Origin of the sequence: Pseudomonas savastanoi (assembly GCF_020917325.1) — a bacterium.
In the GTDB taxonomy this organism is placed as follows: domain Bacteria; phylum Pseudomonadota; class Gammaproteobacteria; order Pseudomonadales; family Pseudomonadaceae; genus Aquipseudomonas; species Aquipseudomonas amygdali.
The window spans coordinates 1,870,299-1,894,047 of sequence record NZ_CP076652.1 but is presented as its reverse complement, the minus strand read 5'-3'; the positions used below and the strand labels follow the sequence as shown (position 1 = coordinate 1,894,047).

Genomic DNA, 23,749 nt, shown 5'->3' with positions numbered 1-23,749 from the left:
AGAATGCTGAAAAACTCAATTTCCTGACTCTTAAGTCAGAAACAAATTGACCCAATAAGCAGAGCTGATAGATTCATCGACATGTCTGATGACAATAAATGTGAGGGCTTTGCGCCGTGATTCAGTTCCTTTTGAACCAAGAGCTAAAAACCGAGCGCAGCCTGAATCCGAACATGACCGTGCTGACCTACCTGCGTGAGCAGGCACACAAGCCCGGTACCAAGGAAGGTTGTGCCAGTGGCGACTGCGGTGCCTGCACCGTCGTGGTTGGCGAGTTGCACAGTGACGCCGACGGCAAGCAAACGCTGCGTTATCGCAGCCTCAATTCGTGCCTGACGTTCATGGCGTCGCTGCACGGCAAACAATTGATCAGCGTCGAGGACCTCAAGCACCAGGGTCAGTTGCACAGCGTGCAACAAGCGATGGTCGAGTGTCACGGCTCGCAATGCGGCTTTTGTACCCCGGGCTTTGTGATGTCGCTGTTTGCCCTGCAAAAGAACAGCAGCGACGCCAACGCGCACCAGGCCCACGAAGCGCTGGCAGGCAATTTGTGCCGCTGCACCGGTTATCGCCCTATTCTGGCCGCCGCCGAGCAGTCTTGCAGCCAGCGCCAGCCGGACCAGTTCGATCAGCGCCAGGCTCAGACTGTCGAGCGCCTGCGAGCAATCACGCCAGGCCAGACCGAAGCACTGAGCGACGGCGAAAAAAGCTGCTTCATTCCGCTGACCGTGGCGGACCTGGCTGACCTTTATGGAAGCCATCCGCAGGCGCGCCTGCTGGCCGGCGGCACCGATCTGGCCCTGGAAGTCACGCAGTTTCACAAACAATTGCCGGTGATGATTTACGTCGGACACATCGACGAGATGAAGGGCGTGAAGCGTTTCGAAGACCGCCTGGAGATCGGCGCAGCCACTCCGCTGACCGATTTTTATGCAGCACTCAAGGCCGAATACCCGGACTTTGGCGAGTTACTACAACGCTTCGCCTCGTTGCAGATCCGTAATCAGGGCACGCTGGGCGGCAATATCGGCAATGCCTCGCCCATCGGCGACTCACCGCCCCTGCTGATCGCCCTTGGTGCGCAGATCGTGCTGCGCAAAGGCAACGGCCAGCGCACTCTGGCGCTGGAGGATTACTTCATCGACTACAAGGTCACGGCTCGCCAGGAGAGTGAGTTCATCGAAAAGATCATCGTGCCGACCGCCAATCCACTGCAGACCTTTCGTGCCTATAAAGTCTCCAAACGCCTGGATGACGACATCTCGGCAGTCTGTGCGGCGTTCCGCCTGACGATAGAAGACGGCGTGATCCGCGAGGCACGTGTCGCCTATGGCGGCATGGCGGCGATTCCCAAGCGCGCAGCGGCCTGCGAGCGGGCCCTGGTCGGCCAGCCGTGGAGTAATGAAACCGTTGAGCAGGCCTGCGCCGCACTCAGCGAAGATTTCACGCCGCTGTCGGACTTCCGTGCCAGCAAGGAATATCGCCTGTTGAGCGCGCAGAACCTGCTGCGCAAGTATTTCATCGAAGTGCAGACGCCTGCCGTCGCAACGCGGGTGACTGACTATGTCTGAGCATTCCCCATCCATTACCCAGGCCGAAATGCTCGCCGTGTTCCAGCAGGGCTTGAGCACTGGCGTCGGTCGCAGCGTCAAGCATGACAGCGCCGACAAGCATGTGTCCGGCGAAGCGGTGTATATCGATGATCGCCTGGAGTTTCCCAATCAGTTGCATGTGTACGCACGTCTTTCCGACCGTGCCCACGCGCGAATCATCAGCATCGACACCTCGCCCTGCTACGCCTTCGACGGCGTACGCATCGCGATTACCCATCAGGATATTCCGGGGCTGAAGGATATCGGACCGTTGCTGCCCGGCGATCCGCTGCTGGCCATCGACACGGTGGAGTTTGTCGGTCAACCGGTGCTTGCCGTTGCTGCTCGCGATCTGGACATTGCCCGGCAGGCGGCAATGGCGGCGATTATCGAATATGAGGACCTGGAGCCGGTGCTGGATGTGGTTCAGGCGCTGCGTCAGAAACACTTTGTGCTCGACAGCCACACGCACAAACGTGGCGACTCGGCCGCAGCGCTGGCAGGCGCAACCCACCGTTTGCAGGGCAACCTGCACATCGGCGGTCAGGAACATTTTTACCTGGAAACCCAGATATCCTCGGTGATGCCGACTGAAGACGGCGGCATGATTGTCTATTGCTCGACCCAGAACCCCACAGAAATCCAGAAGCTGGTGGCCGAGGTGCTGGGCGTGCCGATGAACCGCATCGTGGTCGACATGAGGCGCATGGGCGGTGGCTTTGGCGGCAAGGAAACTCAGGCGGCGAGCCCGGCCTGCCTGTGCGCCGTGATTGCCCGGCTGACCGGCCAGCCCACCAAGATGCGCCTGCAACGCTTTGAAGACATGCAGATGACCGGCAAGCGCCACCCGTTCTACATCGAGTACGACGTGGGCTTCGACGACGCGGGTCGTTTGCAGGGTATAGAGCTGGATCTGGCAGGCAACTGCGGCTACTCGCCGGACCTGTCTGCGTCGATTGTCGACCGCGCCATGTTTCACGCCGACAACGCCTACTATCTGGGCGAAGCCACGGTCAACGGCCATCGCTGCAAGACTCACACTGCGTCCAACACGGCCTACCGTGGCTTTGGCGGCCCGCAAGGCATGGTCGCCATCGAAGAGGTCATGGACTGCATCGCGCGCTTCCTCGGCAAGGACCCGCTGGCGGTGCGCAAGGCCAACTATTACGGCAAGACCGAGCGTAACGTCACGCACTATTACCAGACGGTCGAGCACAACCTGCTGGAAGAGATGACCGCCGACCTCGAACAGAGCAGCCAGTATGCCGAGCGCCGCGAAGCCATTCGCACGTTCAATGCCGGAAGCCCGATCCTGAAAAAAGGGCTGGCGCTGACGCCGGTCAAATTCGGCATTTCCTTTACCGCCAGCTTCCTCAATCAGGCAGGCGCGCTGATTCACATCTACACCGACGGCAGCATCCACCTGAACCATGGCGGCACCGAAATGGGCCAGGGTTTGAACACCAAAGTCGCGCAGGTCGTGGCTGAAGTGTTTCAGGTGGACATTGACCGTATTCAGATCACCGCCACCAACACCGACAAGGTGCCGAACACCTCGCCTACCGCCGCCTCAAGCGGCACCGACCTGAACGGCAAGGCCGCGCAGAATGCCGCTGAAACCCTCAAGCGGCGGCTGGTGGAGTTCGCAGCCCGGCACTATCAGGTGGCAGAAACAGAAGTCGAGTTTCGCAACGGCCATGTGCGGATCGGCGATATTTTCCTGCCCTTCGCCGAGCTGGCGCAATTGGCCTGGATGGGCCAGGTTTCGTTGTCCAGCACCGGCTATTACAAGACGCCGAAGATTTTCTATGACCGCAGCCAGGCGCGGGGCCGACCGTTCTATTACTACGCGTTTGGTGCGGCCTGCGTCGAGGTCATCGTCGACACGCTGACAGGCGAGTACAAAATGTTGCGCACCGACATTCTGCACGACGTCGGTGCCTCGCTGAACCCGGCCATCGATATCGGCCAGGTCGAAGGCGGCTACATTCAAGGCGCAGGCTGGCTGACCACCGAGGAACTGGTGTGGAACGACAAGGGCAAGCTGATGACCAGCGGCCCGGCGTCCTACAAGATCCCTGCGGTGGCGGACATGCCGCTTGATCTGCGCATCAAGCTGGTGGAGAACCGCAAGAACCCGGAAGACACCGTATTCCACTCCAAGGCAGTGGGCGAGCCACCGTTCATGCTCGGCATCGCTGCCTGGTGCGCAATCAAGGACGCTGTGGCGAGCCTGGGTGATTATCGCCATCAACCGGACATTGACGCGCCTGCAACTCCGGAAAAAGTGTTGTGGGGCTGTGAGCAGATGCGCCAGAAAAGCGCTGCGCGTCGCGCATCCGGCGAAGGTGCCGAGCCGATTGTTTCCGCCCCTTCGCGGGTAAGTGAAGCTTCGCCAGGCTCGCCTTCACCTAGTCAGGATGCCCCCGTGGGAGCGAGCCTGCTCGCGAAGGCGCCGGGCCTGGATCACTCGGTCCTGGAGCAGAAATGAACAACTGGATCAGCGCCCTGGCCGAGCTACAGGCCCGTGGAGAAGCCGGCATCCTGGTGACCATCATCGAGGAGCTGGGCTCGACGCCACGCAATGCCGGCTCGAAGATGGTGGTCTGTGCCGAGCATATTCACGACACCATCGGCGGCGGGCACCTGGAATACAAGGCCATGCAAATCGCCCGCGAGATGCTCGCCAGCGGCACCCGGCAGACGCGTCTGGAACGTTTCAACCTCGGCGCAAGCCTGGGCCAGTGCTGCGGCGGCGTGAACGTGCTGTTGTTCGAACCGATGGGCGAGCCCGTCGCGCAGATCGCCGTGTTTGGTGCCGGTCATGTCGGCCGTGCACTGGTGCCACTGCTCGCCAGCCTGCCCTGCCGGGTGCGCTGGATCGACGCACGTGAGAACGAATTCCCCGAGCCGATGCCCGAGGGCGTGTTGAAGATCATCAGTGAAGAGCCGGCCGACGAGGTCGCGCAGTTGCCTGTCGGCACTTACTGCATTGTCATGACCCACAACCATCAACTGGACCTTGAGCTGACTGCTGCGATCCTAAAACGCGGCGACTTTACTTACTTCGGGCTGATCGGCTCGAAAACCAAGCGCGTCAAATTCGAACATCGCTTGCGGGAACGCGGTTTTGACGCCAGCCTGCTGCAACGCATGCGTTGCCCGATGGGCCTGGAGGAAGTCAAAGGCAAGTTGCCCATCGAGATCGCGGTGTCCATCGCCGCAGAAATAATCGCCACCTACAACGCAAGCTTTGGCCAGCACAGTGCCAATGCCGAACCAATCGCCAGACTGCTGCCCGAATCACGCCGCAGTCAGTCGCAATGAGTCACAACGAGAGTGCCATGAGTTCAGTTTCCCGCCGTAAAGCCTACCGCGCCGCCATCCTTCACAGCATTGCCGACCCCGCGGAGGTGGCAGTGGGGGCGTCTTATGAGTATTTTGCCGATGGCCTGTTGCTGGTCGAAAACGGCAAAATCATTTCAGTGGGCAATGCTGACGATTTGCTCGATAGCCTCGACGGCGATGTCGAGCTGATCGAATACCCGGACGCACTGATCACACCGGGCTTCATCGACACCCATATCCACTTGCCACAAACCGGCATGATCGGTGCCTACGGCGAACAACTGCTCGACTGGCTCAACACCTACACCTTCCCCTGCGAAAGCCAGTTCGCCGACCCCGAGCATTCGGCGCAGGTGGCCGACATCTTCATCAAGGAACTGCTGCGCAACGGCACGACCACAGCGCTGGTGTTCGGCAGCGTGCATAAAGAGTCGGTCGAGGCGTTTTTCAGTGCGGCTCAGGCACTCGATCTGCGCATGATCGCCGGCAAGGTGATGATGGACCGCAATGCGCCGGATTATCTGGTTGATACGCCGGAATCCGGGTACGCCGACAGCAAGTCGCTGATCGAACGCTGGCACGGTAAAGGGCGTTTGAGCTACGCAGTGACCCCGCGATTCGCGCCGACCAGCAGCCCGGAGCAATTGAGCCTGGCTGGGCAGTTGCTTACTGAGTATCCCGGCCTGTACATGCAGACCCACATCAGCGAAAACCTTCAGGAGATCGAGTGGGTCAAGGCGCTGTTCCCCGAGCGCAAGCATTACCTGGACGTCTACGATCACTTCAACCTGCTCGGCGAGCGCTCGGTGTTCGCCCATGGCGTGCACTTGTGCGACGAACAGTGCGCACGACTGGCGCAAACCGGTTCGGCGATTGCCTTCTGCCCGACCTCCAACCTGTTTCTGGGCAGCGGCCTGTTCAACCTGCCGATGGCCGAAAAGCACAAGGTGAATGTCGGGGTTGGCACCGATGTGGGCGGCGGCACCAGCTTTTCGATTCTGCAGACCTTGAACGAAGCCTACAAGGTCATGCAGATGCAGGGCGCACGGCTCAATCCGTTCAAGTCGCTCTATCTGGCGACATTGGGCGGCGCACGCGCATTGCGACTGGAGGACAAGGTCGGCAGCTTGAAGCCCGGTAACGAAGCCGACTTTCTGGTGCTGGATTACAACGCCACCCCGCTGCTGTCATACCGTTTGAAACAGGCTAAAGACATCGAAGAGATTCTGTTTGTGCTGATGACCATCGGTGATGACCGGACAGTGAAGCAAACCTGGTCGGGTGGGCGTTTGGTGCATGAGCGGGGCTAAATCGTCCCTCACGCTCACGCAGGCTCTGCGTCGTCAAGAGGACGCAGAGCGTCCGGAACGGCATGCGACGCGGAGCGTCGCACGATGGTCAAAGGTTCGTTATCGTTCCCTACGCTCCGCGTGGGAATGCAGGTCTCGACGCTCTGCGTCGCAAGAGGACGCAGAGCGTCCAGATCGGCATGCGACGCAGAGCGTCGCACGATGGTCAAAGCTTCGTTATCGTTCCCTACGCTCCGCGTGGGAATGCAGGTCTCGACGCTCTGCGTCGCAAGAGGACGCAGAGCGTCCGGAACGGCATGACGACGCGGAGCGTCGCACGATTATCCGAAGGCCTCAACGCCCGGTCTTTTTCCGACCCATGACGTGCGAGAACACCGCATGCAAATCGTCCGAGGCACTGTCCTGGTCGAGGTTGAGCTTGCCGTCGATGTGGTCCATGTGATGCATCATCAACTCGACGGCGAGCGGCGCATCGCGCGCTTCGATGGCGTCGATCAACTGGGTGTGCTCGTCGTAGGAACAATGTGTGCGGTTGCCGGTTTCGTACTGGGCAATAATCAATGAAGTCTGCGATACCAGACTGCGCTGGAAGCTGATCAGCGGCGCGTTTCTGGCGGCTACGGCCAGTTGCAGATGGAATTCACCGGAGAGACGGATGCCTGCACCTCGATCACCGCGGGCAAAGCTGTCGCGCTCGTCGCTGACCATCTGGCGCAGCTCGACCAGTTGCTCGGCAGTGGCGTGCGCGACTGCCAGTTCAGTGATTGCCTTCTCGACCATGCGCCGGGCAAAAAATACCTGTCGCGCCTCTTCGACGCTGGGGCTGGCGACCACAGCGCCACGATTAGGCCGCAACAGCACCACACCTTCGTGCCCCAACCGCGATAGAGCGCGACGAATGATGGTGCGGCTGACACCAAAGATCTCGCCCAGCGCCTCTTCACTCAATTTGGTGCCCGGCGCCAGCCGCTGCTCCAGAATGGCATCGAAAATATGCTCGTAAACGATATCGTCCTGAGTAACGCTGCGGCTGGCGCTGGTCGTGCCGCGCGGCTGTTTCTTGAGAGGCAGGGACTGGTCGTTCATGGGCACTCGTGCGCAGATGGATTACGGCTTTGGGACTGGCGCATTGTACACAGGGCAAAACCGGAAACGCGCGCAAAAAAAGGCCCGCAGTGTGGGGCGGGCAAGAGGCACTCAGCTGCCCCGATACGTCGAGTAGCTATACGGCGAGATTAACAGCGGCACATGAAAGTGTTCCTGACCTGCATCAATGCCAAAGCGCAGCACCACTTCATCGAGAAAGGCCGGTGCGTTCAACGCAACGCCTCGTGCACGGTAATAATCGCCAGCCTGAAAATGCAGTTGATAAACCCCGGACTGATAAGTGTCTCCCTGCAACAGGGGCGCATCGCAACGTCCATCGCTGTTGGTGACAGCGCTGACAACGTGCAGCAGCTGCTGGCCTTCGACCCGATACAATTCAATGCGGATGGCACTGCCTGGGCAACCGTGGGCAGCGTCCAGCACGTGTGTGGTCAATTTCCCCAAAACTTCACTCCTCACATCCGGCGACGGTGAAACAGTGCACCAATGAAGTGCTCTGCATGGTGCGATTGCAACCGATTAAGACACTTTCGCGAAAACCTGTACACAATAAAATCTTCAGCGGATTGCAGCTGACGCCTGTGCTGCTCGCCAAGCGTCGAATTACCTGAAAAGAAAGGAAGCAAAGGAAAAATATCAGATTTTTTCCGATTAGCTGACCACTCAGGCAGGTTTCTTGCTTGCGTTATCTGAACAAGCACGACTCGGTGACGAAACCTACAGGGTTACAAGCCGAAAATAAAATTGTATACAATCTGCGCATTGCAGTGCCTTGCCTGCCATTCGCACCGCACTTGGCCAAACGCACATAACGCACAGAAGGAAGCTTGCAGTGAGCGCTGACTACCCACGCGACCTCATCGGTTACGGTAACAACCCGCCTCATCCACGCTGGCCGGGCAACGCGCGCATTGCCTTGTCATTCGTGCTGAATTACGAGGAAGGTGGCGAGCGCAATATTCTGCACGGAGACAAGGAATCAGAAGCCTTTCTGTCCGAGATGGTTGCTGCGCAGCCATTGCAGGGCCAGCGCAACATGAGCATGGAATCGCTTTATGAATACGGCAGCCGCGCAGGCGTCTGGCGCATTCTCAAGCTGTTCAAGCAGTTCGATATCCCCCTGACCATCTTCGCCGTGGCCATGGCCGCGCAGCGTCACCCCGAGGTGATCCGCGCCATGGTCGCCGACGGTCACGAAATCTGCAGTCACGGTTATCGCTGGATCGACTATCAGAACATGGATGAAGCCGACGAGCGTGAACACATGCGCCAGGCGATTCAGATCCTCACCGAGATCAGTGGCGAACGGCCGCTGGGCTGGTACACCGGGCGCACCGGGCCCAATACGCGGCGACTGGTGATGGAGGAAGGCGGTTTTCTCTATGATTGCGACACCTACGACGACGACCTGCCGTACTGGGAGCCGAACAACCCTACCGGCAAGCCGCATCTGGTCATCCCTTACACGCTGGACACCAACGACATGCGCTTCACCCAGGTGCAGGGCTTCAACAACGGCGAGCAATTCTTTCAGTACCTGAAGGACGCGTTCGACGTGCTGTATGCCGAAGGCGAAGACGCACCGAAGATGCTTTCCATCGGTCTGCATTGCCGCCTGATCGGTCGCCCTGCCCGGCTGGCCGCGCTCAAGCGTTTCATTGAGTACGTCAAAGGCCATGAGCAGGTCTGGTTTACCCGGCGTGTCGATATCGCCCGCCACTGGCACACTGAACATCCGTTTACCGGCAAGGCCGAGCAATGAGCACGTTTAAAACACTGACACCTTCAAGCCTGGGCCGGGACGCATTCATCGCAGCCTTTGCCGACATCTACGAACACTCACCGTGGGTCGCGCAGCAGGCCTTCGATCAGGGCGCAGGCCCCGAACTGGATCAGGTCGAGGCCCTGCATGCCCGCATGAGCAAAATATTGCTCGGTGCCACCCACGCGCAACAACTGGCGCTGATCAATGCCCACCCGGACCTGGCCGGAAAAGCTGCCGTTCAGGGCGAGCTGACTCAGGCCAGTACCGATGAGCAGGCAGGCGCCGGTATCCACCACTGCACGCCTGAAGAGTTTCAGCGTTTCACCGAGTTGAACGAGGCTTACAAGGCCCGCTTCGGCTTTCCGTTCATCATGGCGGTCAAGGGCAGCGACAGACATAAAATCCTGGCGGCGTTCGAGCAACGCATCCACCACTCGCCCGAGGCCGAGTTCGCTTGCGCCCTGGCCGAGATCAACAAAATCGCACTGTTTCGTCTACAGGCGCTTTGAGCGTCGCCGTTATCAACCTGTTCAGAAGGCAGACAACAAGCATGAAAGTTTACGCCGCACCGTTCGAGAAGTTCGTGAACCTGGCCGACGCGCGCCTGGGCACAAAAATTCTTTCGGTCACCGATGACTGGTTCGCAGACGCCAACCGGCTGTTCCAGCCGACCCCGGCGGTCTGGAAGGAAGGCGTGTTCGACGACAACGGCAAGTGGATGGACGGCTGGGAGTCGCGCCGCAAGCGTTTCGAAGGGTATGACAGCGCGGTGATCCGCCTCGGCGTAGCAGGCACTATCAAGGGTGTCGACATCGACACCTCGTTTTTCACCGGCAACTTTCCGCCTTCTGCTTCGCTGGAAGCGTGCTTCCTGGCCTCGGGCGAACCCGATGAAAACACCGCCTGGACCGAAGTGCTGCCGTCTGTGGAACTGCAAGGCAACAGCCATCATTACCACGAGATCAGCAACGACCAGGCGTTCAGCCACCTGCGCTTCAATATCTACCCGGACGGCGGCGTAGCGCGCCTGCGCGTGTACGGCGTGCCGCATCGCGACTGGTCGAAAGTCAGCGAAGACGAGCAGATCGATCTGGTGGCGGCACTCAACGGTGGCCGGTCGATTGCCTGCTCGGACGAGCATTACGGCAGCATGAGCAATATCCTCAACCCCGGCCGTGGCGTGAACATGGGCGACGGCTGGGAAACCGCTCGCCGTCGCACACCGGGCAACGACTGGGTCATCGTGGCGCTGGGACACAAGGGCGAAGTCGAGAAAGTCATCGTCGACACCCTGCACTTCAAGGGCAATTACCCGGACAGCTGCTCGATCCAGGGTGCTTTCGTCAAGGGTGGCACCGACAGCCAGATCGAAACCCAGAGTTTGTTCTGGCGCGAGCTGCTGCCAAGCCAGAAGCTGACCATGCACGCCGAACACGAGTTCGCAGAGCAGATCAACGCCATCGGGCCGATCACCCACATCCGCCTGAACGTATTCCCGGACGGGGGCGTGAGCCGCCTGCGAGTACTGGGCAAGGTGGCCAGGTAACAACGCGTCGGAAGTCAGCAGAAGGCAACAGGTTATCGTTCCCACGCTCTGCGTGGGAATGCAGTTCCGGACGCTCTGCGTCCAGTCTTGAGTATGTGTGGCGCGGCGTAGAGTTGTGACGCAGAGCGTCACGAAATGCATGCCAACGCAGAGCATTGGCACGATAGTCATCAATACGAATGTGCAAACGACCCACCCTCAAAACCATTGAAGAAGAATCCGCATGCGCAAACTGATAATCGAGCCACTGACCAAGGAAGCTTTTGCGCCATTCGGTGATGTGATCGAAACCGATGGCAGCGATCATTTCATGATCAATAACGGCTCGACCATGCGCTTTCATCGTCTGGCTGAAGTGCAGACCGCGCAACCGGATGACAAGGCGATCATCAGCATATTCCGCGCCGAAGCGCTGCCGATGCCATTGACCATTGGCATGCTGGAGCGTCACCCGCAGGGCAGCCAGGCCTTCATCCCGCTGCTCGGCAACCCCTTTCTGATCGTGGTCGCGCCGGTTGGCGATGCGCCTGAGTCAGAGCTGACCCGCGCCTTCGTGTCCAACGGCAGGCAGGGTATCAATTACCATCGCGGCGTCTGGCACCACCCTGTGCTGACGATCGAAAAGCAGGATGACTTCCTGGTGGTTGATCGCAGTGGCGAAGGCAACAACTGCGACGAGCATTACTTTGCCGAGAGCCAGTTGCTGGTTCTCGATCCCAACCCACTGGAAGGGTAAAACCGTGCTGGCACATATGATGGAATGGCTGAATCTGGGCGTGCGCTGGATTCACATGATTGTCGGCGTCGCCTGGATCGGCGCATCGTTCTACTTCGTCTGGCTGGAGAACAACCTCAACCGCAGTAACCCGCGTGAAGGCCTGTCGGGTGATCTGTGGGCGATCCACGGCGGCGGCATCTACCACCTGGAGAAGTACAAGCTCGCACCGCCGACCATGCCGGAGAATCTGCACTGGTTCAAATGGGAAGCCTATTCGACCTGGCTGTCAGGGGTCGCGCTGTTGTGCGTGGTGTTCTACGCCAACCCGACGCTGTACCTGCTGGCACCGGCCAGCAGCCTGAGTGGTGCAGAGGGCGTGCACATCGGCCTGGGTTCGTTGTTCGTCGGCTGGTTCATCTACAGCTTTCTGTGCGACTCGCCACTGGGCAAGCGCCCTGCCCTGTTGGGCGTGGTCCTGTTCGTGCTGCTGGTCGCGGCGGCATACGGGTTCAGCAAAGTGTTCAGTGGTCGTGGTGCCTACCTGCACGTGGGCGCGATCATGGGCACCATCATGGTCGGCAACGTGTTCCGCATCATCATGCCGGCCCAGCGCGCCCTGGTGGCCGCCATCGCCGAGAACCGCACGCCTGACCCAAGCCTGCCCGCCAAGGGCCTGCTGCGCTCGCGGCACAATAACTACTTCACCCTGCCTGTGCTGTTCATCATGATCAGCAACCACTTTCCGAGCACATACGGCAGTGAGTACAACTGGCTGATCCTGGCGGGCATCGCACTGCTGGCGGTCCTGGTGCGCCACTATTTCAATACAAGACATGACAGCCATCGATTCGCCTGGACTCTGCCGGTCGCTGCGCTGGGCATGCTCTGCCTGGCGTACGTCACCGGCCCTGCGCAACCTCCCGCGAAAATCGTTTACCAACCGCTGCCCGGCACCGCAGTCGGCGGTCATCGGGCCGACGAGAAACCTACGGAGCCGGTCACCGCGCCGGTCGAGGCCAAGCCTGCCAGCACCGGCGCGGACTTCGCCAAAGTGCATGAAGTGATTCAGCATCGTTGCACGGTGTGCCATTCGGCCACGCCTACCAGTCAGTTGTTCAGCGTTGCGCCTGCGGGAGTGATGTTCGATACGCCAGAGCAGATTCAGCAGCAGGCCCCGCGCATCAAGGCGCAGGCCGTCACCTCGCCGATCATGCCGCTGGGCAACATCACCCAGATGACTCAGCAGGAACGCGAACTGGTCGGTGCCTGGGTCGATCAAGGCGCACACACTAACTGAGTCCCTCGCTAACCAAGCGCCCCTGAAAAGGGGCGCACTCGCCCCACTTTCGCTCCAGACGCCCTGCGCTGGAGCACTTGAGTCAGATGACGCAAGTCAGTATTCTCCGCCGCCGCTGCAAAACCGGACAACCGCTCCCTGTACGCTGACGTTGACCGTACAGCCAACTAGCTGACTGTACGGTCAGGACTCTGTCGACCCGGAAAATGACTTGAAACCGACACGTTGATGCCGGTTTGGGGATTACTTCAACTTTTTTTCACTGTTTGGCGCAGCTCTTGCTAACAACACAAAGCTGACCAGACAGACAAATTACTGCAACCACAGACAAGGCGTCACTTAGAGAACGCCAGTCTGAAAAAATCACGATCTATTTCAAGGGACTCACCGCATGAACCGTACGTTTTCCAGCGTGTTACTGGCCAGCAGTCTGCTGGCCGCTGCGCCAGCCATGGCCGGGGATATCTTCCAGTGGCAGAGCAATAGCCTGACCTATCTCAATGGACGAGACTTTGCCGTCAACCCGGCAAACCAGCAGACGTTCACCTTTGAACATGCTGACAGCTGGAAGTACGGCGACAACTTCTTCTTCGTCGACAAGATCTTCTACAACGGCAAGGGAGACGCAACGGCTGGCGATAACACCTATTACGGTGAGTTCTCGCCACGCTTGTCGCTGGGCAAGATATTTGGCCAGAAGTTCGAGTTCGGCCCGATCAGCGATGTGCTGATTGCGGCAACTTACGAATTTGGTGAAGGCGATAACGAGTCTTACCTGATCGGCCCGGCGTTCGATTTGAAGATCCCGGGTTTCGACTACTTCCAGCTGAACTTCTACCAGCGCCAGACTGAAGGCAACCGTCCGGGCGATGGCGTATGGCAGATTACCCCGGTGTGGTCCTACACCATCCCCATGGGCAAATCGGATGTGCTGATCGACGGTTTCATGGACTGGGTAGTGGACAACGACAAGACGTCGCGTGGTACTTACCACTCCAACCTGCACTTCAACCCGCAGATCAAATATGACCTGGGCAAGGCACTGAATTACCCTGAGCGTCAGCTGTACGTCGGTATCGAATACGATTACTGGACCAACAAATACGGCATCAAGGACAGCCGCTCGTTCGACACCGACCAGAACACCGCGAGTTTGCTGGTGAAGGTGTTCTTCTAAGCACGATCCGGTTGTGAAGCTCGTTCCCGCGCTCAGCGCGGGAACGCATTTCTGAAGCCTCTGCGCCCAACCTTGAGAGGGTGTTGCTGCGCAGATCTGTGACGCGGAGCGTCACGGGATGCATGCCAACGCGGAGCATTGGCACGATATTCAACTCCTGCGCGGCGCCCGCCTCCACTCACTCCCTAGCCGCTTTCCAGACCTTGCCAATCAGCGTCACGACCAACACCAGCACCGCGCCAGCGATAACCCCGGCGACCGCATCGATCAGCGTCGGGACGACCATCGACAGCCCGCCCACCGCACCGGCTGCAGCTTCGGTCACGCCTTCGACCCAATGGTGAGCAAATGGCAGACCGTGAACCAGAATCCCGCCGCCGACCATGAACATGGCCGCAGTACCGACAATCGACAGTACCTTCATCAATACCGGCGCAAGCCATAGCAAAGCACCACCGATTTTCTGCGCCGCAGAGCTTGCAGTCCTTTTCAGGTACAGGCCCAAGTCGTCAAGTTTGACGATACCTGCCACCAGTCCATAGACACCCACGGTAATCAGCACAGCGACAATAACCAGTACACCGACCTGATCCATGAACGGTCGGGCCGACACTACGCCCAGCGCCAGCACGATGATTTCTGCCGAAAGAATGAAGTCGGTGCGAATCGCGCCTTTGATACGGTCCTTTTCGAACGCCACCATGTCCACTGAAGCATCCGTCGCCGCCTGCTTGCGCTGATCATGCTCTTCGCCGGTTTCGGGATGCAGCCATTTATGGGCGATTTTCTCGAAACCTTCAAAGCATAGGAACGCGCCGCCGATCATCAACAAGGGAAGAATCGCCCAGGGCGCGAAGGCGCTGATCAACAGTGCCGCCGGAACCAGGATTGCCTTGTTGAGCAACGAGCCCTTGGCCACGGCCCAGACAACGGGCAGTTCGCGATCGGCTGAAACTCCGGTGACCTGCTGGGCATTGAGCGCCAGATCATCCCCCAGCACACCCGCGGTTTTCTTGGTGGCCAGTGCCACGTCATCCAGCAGGGTCGCAATATCGTCGAGCAGGGTAAGCAAGCTTCCAGCAGCCAAAATAAAAATCCTTGAGCAAGTAAAAAAAGGAAATAGCACTGATTGAATCATGCGCCAGGGTCAATCGTGTGGCAGTCAACAACTCTGACCTTCATCAGACGTGAACGTTTGACGCTGCGTAGTACAAGCAGGCCACGTCGAGCAACCGGTTAAATGGGTAATTGCGTGGTCGACACCACCTGACGCAGTCCCATGAACGAGCGGATCTGTCTGACACCGGGCAAGTACAGCAGCTGTTCGGCATGCAGGCGGTTGAAACTCTGACTGTCTTTGGTGCGCAGCAGCATGAAGTAATCGAACTCGCCGGTGACCACATGAAACTCCATGCAGCCGGACACCTTCTGCGCGGCTTCTTCAAATTGGGCAAATGAATCCGGGGTCGAGCGGTCGAGCACCACACCGATCAGCACCACCATGCCCGCGTCCAGAACGTCGCCATTGAGCAACGCCACCACGCCCTTGATAACGCCCGCCTCCTTCAACCGCTCGACGCGCCGCAAGCACGCAGGCGGGCTCAGCTTGACCTTCTCGGCGAGCGCCACATTGGAAATCGAGGCATCACGTTGCAGGGTCTTGAGAATGGCGCGGTCAATCCTGTCCAGCAGCGGCGCTACATCGCCAGCGGACTTTTTAGTGCGTTCATTTATTGCTTTCATGATGGCTTTCACAAAATAAAAGTTTGCGTTAGTGCTATGATACTAACGCTGATTTTGCAAATAGACAATTCTTTGCAACCACGATTATTCAGCTATTTCCTATGATAGGAACCACTTCAGGCACACCGTTCAAACGTCGAACTCATTCCTTGCAGGCCTGAATCAACTTATCAACGGAGCCCCGATATGAACCTGAGCAAGTTCAAGCGCTACCCTCTGACCTTCGGCCCCTCGCCCATCACCCCTCTGAAACGCTTGAGCGAGCATCTGGGTGGCAAGGTCGAGTTGTATGCCAAGCGCGAGGATTGCAACAGCGGTCTGGCCTTTGGCGGTAACAAGACCCGCAAACTGGAATACCTGGTGCCGGAAGCCATCGACGGCGGCTACGACACACTGGTGTCGATCGGCGGCATCCAGTCCAACCAGACCCGCCAGGTGGCGGCAGTCGCGGCGCATCTGGGTATGAAATGCGTACTGGTTCAGGAAAACTGGGTCAACTATTCAGACGCCCTGTACGACCGGGTCGGCAATATCGAAATGTCACGCATCATGGGGGCCGATGTGCGCCTGGACTCGGCAGGCTTCGATATCGGCATTCGCCCGAGCTGGGAAAAGGCCATGGCCGACGTCGAGGAAAGCGGCGGCAAACCGTTCCCGATTCCTGCGGGCTGCTCGGAACACCCTTATGGCGGCCTGGGATTCGTGCGTTTTGCCGATGAGGTACGCCAGCAGGAAGAAGAACTCGGCTTCAAATTCGACTACATCGTGGTCTGCTCGGTAACCGGCAGCACTCACGCAGGCATGCTCGTCGGCTTCGCGGCCGATGGCCGGGCGCAGCGTGTGATCGGTATCGATGCGTCGGCCAAACCGGAAAAGACCCGCGCACAAGTCCTGCGCATCGCTCAGAACACCGCAAAACTGGTGGAACTGGGCCGCGAAATCAGCGCCGAAGACGTGGTGCTCGACACCCGCTACGCCTACCCGGAATACGGCCTGCCGAACGAGGGCACCCTAGAAGCCATCCGCCTTTGCGCGCGCCTTGAAGGCGTATTGACCGACCCGGTGTACGAAGGCAAATCCATGCACGGCATGATCGACATGGTGCGCAATGGCGAATTCCCCGAGGGATCAAAAGTGCTCTACGCCCACCTGGGCGGCGTGCCGGCGTTGAATGCCTACAGCTTTCTGTTCAAGGACGGTTGAGCCGAAAGCGTTCCTGCAGTCGATAACACACTTCGGCTGCAGTGTTCCCGGCTAGACCCGAAAATACTTCTGCAGCGCCTGCGCCAGCAGGCTCACCGCCTCGTCGTTCTGTGACGACGGCGAGCGCAGGAAGACGATTTCGTGCTCGGGAATTTCAGGCAGGTCATCGAGAATCTGCATGGCTTCCGTGACTCCGCTCCGATCAATAAGGCTGATCGCCAGGCCCGCTTCCACACAGGCTTTGATCGCCTGATTGGACGGGCTTTCGAGAACTACACGGATTTTGCGGCCGTTGTCTTTGAGCGACGCCATCATGGCTTCACGATAAGGACATTGCGCTGCGTGAATGGCCAGCGGCAACGGGTCCGCAGGTCCCAGTGCGACGCTGGCCGGCCCGACCCAGACCGGCTTGGTAGATACCAGAAACTGCGTATCAGCACTTGGCTGCCCTTTGGGTTGCGCGATCACTGCTGTCTGCAACTTGCCGCGCGCAACCTGCTCGCGCAGGGTGTAGCTGGGTGCGGTTTTCAATTCCAGCACCACATTGGGCCAGGCCGCAGCGAACACCGGCAGGATGTCGCGGATGACATGAACGGCGTACTCATCCGGAACACCCAGCGTGATGCGCCCAGCCAGATGAGTCCCTTGCAGGTCAGCCAGCACCCGGTCATGGGTGGACAACAACTCCGTCGTCGAGACCAGCAAACGCTTGCCCAGCGCAGTCAGAGACACCGCCTGGTTGTCCCGATTGAGCAAGCGCCCGCCCGCCACCGTCTCAAGTCGCTGGATATGCACACTGACTGCCGCCGGGCTTTTGTGAAGTTGCTCGGCAGCCGCCGAAAACTTCCCTATTCGCGCCACTGCATGAAAAGTACGTATCAGTTCGATATCGAGAATTGCGCTCATGATTCATAAAACCTGAACAACTGATGCAGTTAATTTTGATTTATTAGATTACTCTGACTTCGTAACCTGTGTCCATGAACCAGCACTTATCGATTTGTCCGAGCGTAACGCAGCCTGCCTGGCATCAGGCCATTCCTCTTATCTTGCTGGAAGCAGCACTTGTCCTGACCTGGAGCTCAGGTTTCATCGGCGCACGGTTTTCGCTTGATTACGCACCGCCACTGCTGGTGGTGTTCTGGCGTTGTGTGGTGGTGACGTTGATCCTCTTGCCTTTCGTCGCCAGGCAACTGAGATCGATACCGCCTGCCACGCTGTTGAAAAATGCGGGCATCGGTCTGCTGGCCATGGCGGGCTATGTGGCAGGCGTTACGCAGGGCATCGCGCTGGGCGTACCCGCAGGACTCGCGGCGCTGTTTGCCGACTTGTTGCCGATGGGCATGGCACTGCTGGCTGCCGCAGTGCTCGGGCAGCGGCTTGTCTGGCAAATCTGGGCGGGGCTGGTGGTCGGTCTGGTCGGCGTGGTGCTGGTCACGTACAGCGCGCTGGCGGTGGGAGATGCGCCATTGTGGGCCTACGGCCTGCCACTGCTGGGTATGTTATCGCTGGCCATTGCGACGCTGTGGCAGAAGCATTCGACCCACATGCAGCCCATGGACCTGCTTCCCAACCTGTGGCTGCAATGTTTTATATCGAGCTTCGCGTTCGCCATCATCCAGGGAACACAGGGCAGCCTGGCCCCCATTCCCAGTACCGGGTTTGCGTTGAGCGTGATCTGGACGGTGGGGCTGGCGACGCTTGGCGGCTACGGACTTTACTGGGTGTGTCTGCGCCGCGCATCAGCCACCCGCGTTGCCAGCGTGCTGTACCTCAGCCCACCGGTGACAATGCTCTGGGCCTGGGTGATGTTCAACGAGCCGCTGTCCTGGCAGATGGCGTCAGGCATGGCGGTGTCGGGTGTCGGTGTGTGGATGGTCGTACGGGCGGAAGCGCGGCAGGTCGCCTCGTGACCGAGTCACAAGGCGCCTGATGCAGGGAAGTTAAATCTTGAAACGCGCCACCATGCTCTGCAAGTCGCTGCCCAGGCGGGCCAGTTCTACAGTCGATGCGGCGCTTTGCTCGGTTGCCGAAGCCGATTGATCGGCAATGTCGCGCACGCTAAGCACGCTGCGGTTGATTTCGTCGGTCACGGCGCTCTGCTGCTCGGCCGCGGCAGAAATCTGCTGGCTCATCTGCTCGATCGTACCGATGGACTGATTGATCTCAACCAGTGCCTGTTCGGCCTGACGAGCCAGCACGACTGTGCCTTCGGTGCGTTGCAGGCTGGCATCCATAAGACCCGATGCGGCACCTGTACCTTTTTGCAACGCCTGAATCAGCGCTTCGATTTCCGTGGTGGAGTTCTGGGTACGCTGAGCCAGCGAACGTACTTCGTCAGCCACCACCGCAAAACCACGGCCCTGCTCACCCGCACGTGCAGCCTCGATGGCCGCGTTGAGCGCCAGCAGGTTGGTTTGTTCGGCAACGGCCTTGATCACGTCAATCACGCTACCGATCTTGCCACTGTCTTCGGTGAGGCGCTGCATGGCTTCGCCCAGCTGTTTCACTTCACCGGCCAATTGGCCGATTTCGCGAGTGGCGTGCTGCACCACACTGCTACCGTGAGCGGCACGCTCGCTGGCCTGTTTGGCCGCCAGCGAAGCGTCTTCGGTGTTGCGTGCTACTTCCTGCACGGTCGACGCCATTTCGTTCATGGCGGTGGCAACCTGGTCGACTTCGTTTTTTTGCAACGTGACGCCGGCACTGGTCTGTTCGCTGACAGCAGACAACTGTTCGGCTGCCGTGGCGATCTGCGTCACACCGTTGCCGATGCCGCCGATCAGGCCACGCAGAGAAACCGTCATGTGCTGCATGGTGTTCTGCAACAGGCCCAGTTCGTCCTGGCGGGTGGTGCTGCTGTCATGGGTCAGATCGCCGTCGGCAATCCGGCGCGCCGCAATTACGGTGCTGTTCAACGGCACGGTAATCTGACGTGTGATCAGGAACGCAGCAAAGATGCCGACCAGCAGCACTACCAGCGCCACACTCAGCAACTGCACTACAGCGGTTTGTTGTTCCTTCTTGGCACTGATGACCTGCAACGCCGCCAGATCATCGGCACGGGCAGCGGTCGCTATGGATTGCTGTTGCAGATCGGTACGGACTTGCTCGGTCTGCTGCAGCATGTCCGAAATCGACGTCATCAGCACCTTGTACTGTTTCAACGCGACCAGCGCGGCATCCACTGCAGTATTTGCCTCGACAGGCAACTGGCTGCGAGCGGCGTCCACTTGCGCGATCAGGGCGTCGGCGGCCTTATAGGTGGCCTGACGGTTGTCGGCATTCGGAACACTCAGGTAGCGGCGAAACACCAGACGGAAATTGGTCATGCCGTTACGCAGGTCGCCAGCGATCTTGACCTGCCTGATGCCGGTTTCATTCGGCGAGCGCAAGGTGTCGTCAATGGTCTTGTTCAGCAGATTCTCAAAGGTCGCGCTGACGTCATCGGAAACCTTGATGATCGGTTTCAACGCCTCGTCGACTTTCTGATTGATGCCGACCAATTGGTTGAACGTCTGCTTCAGACCGCCCACCTGTTCCTTGATCTCGCGCAGCTTGGCCAGGTTGCTCGATATCACGAACACCTGCAGGCCCTGATCGACACTGCGGTCCAAGGTATCCAGCGCGCTGGCGTAGTTCTGCACACCCGCGGCGGTAGGGCCGGTCGCATAGGCTTGCGCAGCAATCCGGGCATTCAGAACGTCAGCCTTGATCTCGGCGACCTTGCTGCTTTTGCCCATGCGCTCGATCAGCAGGTTGGTGCTGGAGTAACCGATGGCGGTAACGGTCAGCACGCCCAGCAAAATAGCGGCAAAGCCCAGCCCTAATTTCTTGCTGACTTTCAAGTTGTCCAACCATTTTGCGCTCATTGCGTGTGTGCCTTTGATTTTTCGGAATACCCGTGAGTCGGCGCTGAAAGATTTAACTTGATAGTTAACGTTATCGGAATCACGCACGCGCCAATCGAAGGCACCCTGAAGCCCAAGAATTACTTGGCCGGCGCGCGATGATGAATATTTATTTAAATCGCCTGAGCAGAATTTTTCCGATGATTGGCACCGCGCGAAACCGGAAGATCACGCAATGAAACTGCCTTGATCTTCGCCTGTACGGAGCCATCGGAGATTGGCAACAGCGTCAGACGTTGCGGTCGGTGAAATGAACATCCAGCCGGATGTTTTCCGGCTCGTTGATCGCCGCCAGATACTCGTCCACGGTGATCTCTCCAACGCACGCCCGTGCGCCTGGCTGCGGCCGGTAGCCACCGGCCATTTTGGCGCTCAGGGCGACGGCGGCGCAGCCGGGAATCTCCGGGCCCTTGTCGTTCAGTGCAGTCAATTGCGCACGCATGTGCAACGGCTGGCCGGTGAGGTCGACGCCATCGACATCGATGTACATCGCGCTCTTTCGATCACCCCAGTGTTCAAAGCGCGCGCCCCAACGGTACAGGCGCTCGGCCCACGACGCAGGATCGCGCAGCAGCCCACAGCGAATCGCCAGCGCCAGCAGCCAGGTCGCGATGCCGCCGGCCTTGAGCGCGGAGCCGGCCTTGAAGCTCAGATGCTGCGCGGCATAACGTGTCGCGAATACATCCAGGTCCGGGACGTCGACATTGGCCACCAGCCGTGTGCCCATACCGGGCATCCGGCGCAGGGTCAGGTCCATCCAGCCATGGACTTCGTGGACCTTGCCGTTGCGCAGTTGCCTGATCGGCCGCCCGGCATTGGCCAGTACGCCACGCACGGTCGACAGACCGGGCATTTTCGCTGCCGAGGAGATGCCATGCTCTATCGAATCGATGCGCAGAAAACGCTGGCGATGCTGATCGATGATGGCCGCCGAAAGCGTCGGCACAGAGCTGCATCCGCTCAGCACACAGACGCCCGCCTCACGCGCTAAGGCATCCAGAGTGGCGATACCGGAGACGAAGGTCCGGCAATCCGACAGGTCGCAATAATTCACACCCGCCGCGATGCAATGCCGGGCCACGGCATACGACTGCCCCTGAAAAGGCCCCGCCGTGTGGATAAGCAGATCAATGCCCAGCGCGCGAAGTTGGCTGCCGGCGCCGTCCTGCATGATATCCACGCACCAGCTCTCGCAGGATTTGCCACCCGGTGTTTGCAGCTCAGCGACTTTTTCCGCCAGCTTGCGGCTGTCACGGCCGGAAATGACCAGTTCAATGTCCGGCATCATCACCAGATGATTGCAGATAAGGCTGCCGAAGTTACCGTAGCCACCAATGACCAAAACGCGAAGTGCCATTTTCTCGTCCCTGAAATGCTGAAGGGTGTGACCATGCCTTGCTGCTCAGCGATTGCCGCGAGCGATGGCGATGAAATGCGCGTGCATTATTGATCATTGGCCGAATGCCGAGTACAAAACCCTGTGCCTTTTTCATCGTGCAAGGAGCAACGGATGCTGAAACTACACACCGAACGGCTTTATCTGCGGACCCTGTTCGCCAGTGACTGGCCGTTGTTTCTGAGGCTGCACTCCGAGCCTCAGACGATGCAGTACGTCTTCGGGGAAATCGAAGAAGCACAAGTTCGCAAAGGCTTTGATCATCGCCTTCCGGTATGGACGCCAGAGTCCGATCACTGGTTGTGCCTGGTGGTCGTCGACAAGCAGAGCGGCGTGGAGCTGGGGGTCAGCGGCTTTCGCATCATGTCGCCAGGGCATGCCGAAGTGGGCTGTCTGTTGCTGCCGGAACATCAAGGCAAAGGCTTCGGCACCGAATCCCGCCGCGCAATCATCGACTACGCTGCCGCCATCGGCCTTGATTCACTGGAGTCGACCGTGACCGATGGCAACATTGCCTCCTGCAAGGTGCTGGAGAAATGCGGTTTTTCTTTCGAACGCCGCGTCCCGCATGCCTATCAGATCGGCGATCAATGGTTCGATGACCTGAAATACCACCTGCGGCTGAGGTGATAAGTCCGCAGCCGGGCGTTCGCCAGGCTGCGGCAAGCGGCTCAAGCCTTGGGCCGCCCACCCAGAATCGTCACCCGCTCGCCATAGCGCGAGTGTGGAAAGTAATCCCAGACCGCGTGGTGCTGAGTGCAGCGGTTATCCCAGAACACCAGCGTGTTCGGCTCCCAGCGCACACGACAACTAAGCGAAGGTTCGCGGGCGATCAGATCGAACAGCATGTTCAGCACCGCGTGGCTCTCGCCGGGCGAGAGTTGCACGATATGCGAGGTGAAACCGGAATTGACGAACAGGCTGCGGCGTCCGGTTTCAGGGTGGCGAACCACCACCGGGTGCTCGCTTTTGGGAAGGTTGGCAGGCGGCTGATAGCCCTTCCACGGAATCTCGCCATCGTGAATGGCCGTCAGTTCGCCAAGAAACGCCTGCATCGCAGGCGAGAGCATTTCTATAGCCAGGTGCATGTTGGCAAACAGCGTGTCGCCACCGGTTCCAATGGCGGGCGTCTCTTTGACATACAGCATCGAGCCCATCGACGGCTCCAGGTCAGCGGTACCATCGGTGTGCCACAGCTCGCCAGCAGCGAAGCGTGACTGGGCGTTGGCGCGCACCACGACCAGCTCCGGGTCATCGCCATCAATGCTCTCTACCGGCAAGGCACGCAACGGTCCAAACAGTCGGCCAAAGGCTTTGTGCTGCTCGACCGTCAGGTGCTGATCACGAAACACCAGCACGTGGTTTTCCAGAAAAGCGCGGCGAATTTCCTTCAGTTGCTCCTCACCCGGAGGCTGCGACAGATCGATCCCGCTGACCTCTGCACCGATTATGGGTGTCAGGCGGTTGACCGTGATGCTGTGATACGGCGCGCGAGGCGCCCCCGCGATGCCTTCGATGGCCTTGAGTGCCATTTGATCCATGATCCCTCACCCTTGAATGGTTGGCATGGCCGATCACCATGTCCGTGGTTCGTCTACGGGAACGTCAGCCCCGCCTGAAAAACGTGCCGCTAACG

General features: G+C 59.2%; 21 protein-coding genes and 1 pseudogene. 13 read left to right on the top strand and 9 right to left on the bottom strand.

Features of this window, described 5'->3' with window-relative positions:
• The first annotated feature begins 116 nt into the window (after positions 1–116).
• Genes xdhA through guaD form a run of 4 tightly spaced genes read left to right on the top strand, consistent with a single transcriptional unit; the run spans position 117 to position 6,250 of the window.
• Positions 117–1,571, top strand: coding sequence for a xanthine dehydrogenase small subunit (gene xdhA, locus KP808_RS08310; RefSeq protein WP_230018061.1), 1,455 nt, complete (start codon positions 117–119; stop codon positions 1,569–1,571).
• Positions 1,564–4,083: a xanthine dehydrogenase molybdopterin binding subunit gene (gene xdhB, locus KP808_RS08305; RefSeq protein WP_058409762.1), complete on the top strand. Its 2,520-nt coding sequence runs from the start codon at positions 1,564–1,566 to the stop codon at positions 4,081–4,083. Before xdhA ends, xdhB begins: the two co-directional genes overlap by 8 nt.
• The gene (xdhC, locus tag KP808_RS08300; RefSeq protein ID WP_058409763.1) at positions 4,080–4,919 is read left to right on the top strand and encodes a xanthine dehydrogenase accessory protein XdhC; all 840 of its coding nucleotides are present in this window, start codon (positions 4,080–4,082) and stop codon (positions 4,917–4,919) included. The genes xdhB and xdhC overlap by 4 nt, the downstream gene beginning before the upstream one ends.
• A gap of 17 nt (positions 4,920–4,936) precedes the next feature.
• Positions 4,937–6,250, top strand: coding sequence for a guanine deaminase (gene guaD, locus KP808_RS08295; RefSeq protein WP_058409764.1), 1,314 nt, complete (start codon positions 4,937–4,939; stop codon positions 6,248–6,250).
• Between the two features lie 333 nt (positions 6,251–6,583).
• Here the strand turns inward: guaD and KP808_RS08290 are convergent, their stop codons facing one another.
• Both KP808_RS08290 and uraH read right to left on the bottom strand, forming a co-directional pair.
• Positions 6,584–7,336, bottom strand: coding sequence for a GntR family transcriptional regulator (locus KP808_RS08290; RefSeq protein WP_057430756.1), 753 nt, complete (start codon positions 7,334–7,336; stop codon positions 6,584–6,586).
• Positions 7,337–7,447: 111 nt separating this feature from the next.
• Positions 7,448–7,801: a hydroxyisourate hydrolase gene (gene uraH, locus KP808_RS08285; RefSeq protein WP_058401970.1), complete on the bottom strand. Its 354-nt coding sequence runs from the start codon at positions 7,799–7,801 to the stop codon at positions 7,448–7,450.
• 388 nt (positions 7,802–8,189) lie between these two features.
• Here uraH and puuE point away from each other — a divergent pair, with 388 nt between their 5' ends.
• The 6 genes from puuE (at position 8,190) to KP808_RS08255 (ending at position 13,860) form a co-directional block, all read left to right on the top strand.
• Complete coding sequence (gene puuE / locus KP808_RS08280) at positions 8,190–9,119, top strand: allantoinase PuuE (protein WP_058401969.1); 930 nt, start codon at positions 8,190–8,192, stop codon at positions 9,117–9,119.
• The gene (uraD, locus tag KP808_RS08275; RefSeq protein ID WP_058401968.1) at positions 9,116–9,631 is read left to right on the top strand and encodes a 2-oxo-4-hydroxy-4-carboxy-5-ureidoimidazoline decarboxylase; all 516 of its coding nucleotides are present in this window, start codon (positions 9,116–9,118) and stop codon (positions 9,629–9,631) included. Before puuE ends, uraD begins: the two co-directional genes overlap by 4 nt.
• Positions 9,632–9,672: 41 nt before the next feature.
• On the top strand, positions 9,673–10,668 hold the full coding sequence (alc, locus tag KP808_RS08270) for an allantoicase (protein WP_058401967.1): 996 nt from the start codon (positions 9,673–9,675) through the stop codon (positions 10,666–10,668).
• A gap of 223 nt (positions 10,669–10,891) precedes the next feature.
• Positions 10,892–11,404, top strand: a complete 513-nt coding sequence (locus tag KP808_RS08265; RefSeq protein WP_230018059.1) for an ureidoglycolate lyase — start codon at positions 10,892–10,894, stop codon at positions 11,402–11,404.
• A 4-nt stretch (positions 11,405–11,408) separates the two neighbouring features.
• The gene (locus KP808_RS08260; RefSeq protein WP_230018057.1) at positions 11,409–12,683 is read left to right on the top strand and encodes a urate hydroxylase PuuD; all 1,275 of its coding nucleotides are present in this window, start codon (positions 11,409–11,411) and stop codon (positions 12,681–12,683) included.
• Positions 12,684–13,074: 391 nt separating this feature from the next.
• Positions 13,075–13,860: an outer membrane protein OmpK gene (locus tag KP808_RS08255; protein WP_002552796.1), complete on the top strand. Its 786-nt coding sequence runs from the start codon at positions 13,075–13,077 to the stop codon at positions 13,858–13,860.
• A 178-nt stretch (positions 13,861–14,038) separates the two neighbouring features.
• Here KP808_RS08255 and KP808_RS08250 read toward each other — a convergent pair whose 3' ends face one another.
• Positions 14,039–14,947 carry a DUF808 domain-containing protein gene (locus KP808_RS08250; protein ID WP_057402397.1) on the bottom strand — a complete coding sequence of 303 codons (909 nt, stop codon included), beginning with the start codon at positions 14,945–14,947 and terminating at the stop codon, positions 14,039–14,041.
• 149 nt (positions 14,948–15,096) lie between these two features.
• Entirely contained in the window at positions 15,097–15,603 is a 507-nt protein-coding gene (locus tag KP808_RS08245) for an Lrp/AsnC family transcriptional regulator (RefSeq protein WP_002552794.1), read from the bottom strand.
• A gap of 186 nt (positions 15,604–15,789) precedes the next feature.
• Between KP808_RS08245 and KP808_RS08240 the strand changes: the two genes are divergently transcribed.
• Positions 15,790–16,806 carry a 1-aminocyclopropane-1-carboxylate deaminase gene (locus KP808_RS08240; protein ID WP_230018056.1) on the top strand — a complete coding sequence of 339 codons (1,017 nt, stop codon included), beginning with the start codon at positions 15,790–15,792 and terminating at the stop codon, positions 16,804–16,806.
• 51 nt (positions 16,807–16,857) lie between these two features.
• Here the strand turns inward: KP808_RS08240 and KP808_RS08235 are convergent, their stop codons facing one another.
• The gene (locus tag KP808_RS08235; protein WP_230018054.1) at positions 16,858–17,712 is read right to left on the bottom strand and encodes a LysR family transcriptional regulator; all 855 of its coding nucleotides are present in this window, start codon (positions 17,710–17,712) and stop codon (positions 16,858–16,860) included.
• 74 nt (positions 17,713–17,786) lie between these two features.
• Here KP808_RS08235 and KP808_RS08230 point away from each other — a divergent pair, with 74 nt between their 5' ends.
• Positions 17,787–18,719 carry a DMT family transporter gene (locus KP808_RS08230; protein ID WP_230018052.1) on the top strand — a complete coding sequence of 311 codons (933 nt, stop codon included), beginning with the start codon at positions 17,787–17,789 and terminating at the stop codon, positions 18,717–18,719.
• Between the two features lie 30 nt (positions 18,720–18,749).
• Here the strand turns inward: KP808_RS08230 and KP808_RS26100 are convergent, their stop codons facing one another.
• The 3 genes and pseudogenes from KP808_RS26100 to KP808_RS08220 all read right to left on the bottom strand — a co-directional run bounded on the left by KP808_RS26100 (position 18,750) and on the right by KP808_RS08220 (position 22,074).
• Entirely contained in the window at positions 18,750–19,454 is a 705-nt protein-coding gene (locus KP808_RS26100) for a methyl-accepting chemotaxis protein (protein WP_371217786.1), read from the bottom strand.
• Positions 19,455–19,655: 201 nt separating this feature from the next.
• Positions 19,656–20,549: pseudogene (locus KP808_RS26095) on the bottom strand (methyl-accepting chemotaxis protein); the annotation flags it as partial.
• Positions 20,550–20,946: 397 nt separating this feature from the next.
• Complete coding sequence (locus tag KP808_RS08220; RefSeq protein ID WP_230018051.1) at positions 20,947–22,074, bottom strand: saccharopine dehydrogenase family protein; 1,128 nt, start codon at positions 22,072–22,074, stop codon at positions 20,947–20,949.
• 153 nt (positions 22,075–22,227) lie between these two features.
• Between KP808_RS08220 and KP808_RS08215 the strand changes: the two genes are divergently transcribed.
• Complete coding sequence (locus KP808_RS08215; protein WP_054076705.1) at positions 22,228–22,743, top strand: GNAT family N-acetyltransferase; 516 nt, start codon at positions 22,228–22,230, stop codon at positions 22,741–22,743.
• A 41-nt stretch (positions 22,744–22,784) separates the two neighbouring features.
• Here KP808_RS08215 and KP808_RS08210 read toward each other — a convergent pair whose 3' ends face one another.
• Positions 22,785–23,654 carry a TauD/TfdA dioxygenase family protein gene (locus tag KP808_RS08210; protein WP_230018049.1) on the bottom strand — a complete coding sequence of 290 codons (870 nt, stop codon included), beginning with the start codon at positions 23,652–23,654 and terminating at the stop codon, positions 22,785–22,787.
• Positions 23,655–23,749 lie beyond the last annotated feature (95 nt).

Bases quoted from the DNA above. Each gene is read 5' to 3' on its own strand.
- KP808_RS08290 (WP_057430756.1), bottom strand. From the start codon at position 7,336: ATGAACGACCAGTCCCTGCCTCTCAAGAAACAGCCGCGCGGCACGACC.
- xdhB (WP_058409762.1), top strand. From the start codon at position 1,564: ATGTCTGAGCATTCCCCATCCATTACCCAGGCCGAAATGCTCGCCGTG.
- KP808_RS08215 (WP_054076705.1), top strand. From the start codon at position 22,228: ATGCTGAAACTACACACCGAACGGCTTTATCTGCGGACCCTGTTCGCC.
- xdhC (WP_058409763.1), top strand. From the start codon at position 4,080: ATGAACAACTGGATCAGCGCCCTGGCCGAGCTACAGGCCCGTGGAGAA.
- KP808_RS08235 (WP_230018054.1), bottom strand. From the start codon at position 17,712: ATGAGCGCAATTCTCGATATCGAACTGATACGTACTTTTCATGCAGTG.
- KP808_RS08245 (WP_002552794.1), bottom strand. From the start codon at position 15,603: ATGAAAGCAATAAATGAACGCACTAAAAAGTCCGCTGGCGATGTAGCG.
- guaD (WP_058409764.1), top strand. From the start codon at position 4,937: ATGAGTTCAGTTTCCCGCCGTAAAGCCTACCGCGCCGCCATCCTTCAC.
- KP808_RS08255 (WP_002552796.1), top strand. From the start codon at position 13,075: ATGAACCGTACGTTTTCCAGCGTGTTACTGGCCAGCAGTCTGCTGGCC.
- KP808_RS08230 (WP_230018052.1), top strand. From the start codon at position 17,787: ATGAACCAGCACTTATCGATTTGTCCGAGCGTAACGCAGCCTGCCTGG.
- KP808_RS08265 (WP_230018059.1), top strand. From the start codon at position 10,892: ATGCGCAAACTGATAATCGAGCCACTGACCAAGGAAGCTTTTGCGCCA.
- uraD (WP_058401968.1), top strand. From the start codon at position 9,116: ATGAGCACGTTTAAAACACTGACACCTTCAAGCCTGGGCCGGGACGCA.
- KP808_RS08220 (WP_230018051.1), bottom strand. From the start codon at position 22,074: ATGGCACTTCGCGTTTTGGTCATTGGTGGCTACGGTAACTTCGGCAGC.
- KP808_RS26100 (WP_371217786.1), bottom strand. From the start codon at position 19,454: ATGGCGTCGACCGTGCAGGAAGTAGCACGCAACACCGAAGACGCTTCG.
- alc (WP_058401967.1), top strand. From the start codon at position 9,673: ATGAAAGTTTACGCCGCACCGTTCGAGAAGTTCGTGAACCTGGCCGAC.
- KP808_RS08240 (WP_230018056.1), top strand. From the start codon at position 15,790: ATGAACCTGAGCAAGTTCAAGCGCTACCCTCTGACCTTCGGCCCCTCG.
- KP808_RS08210 (WP_230018049.1), bottom strand. From the start codon at position 23,654: ATGGATCAAATGGCACTCAAGGCCATCGAAGGCATCGCGGGGGCGCCT.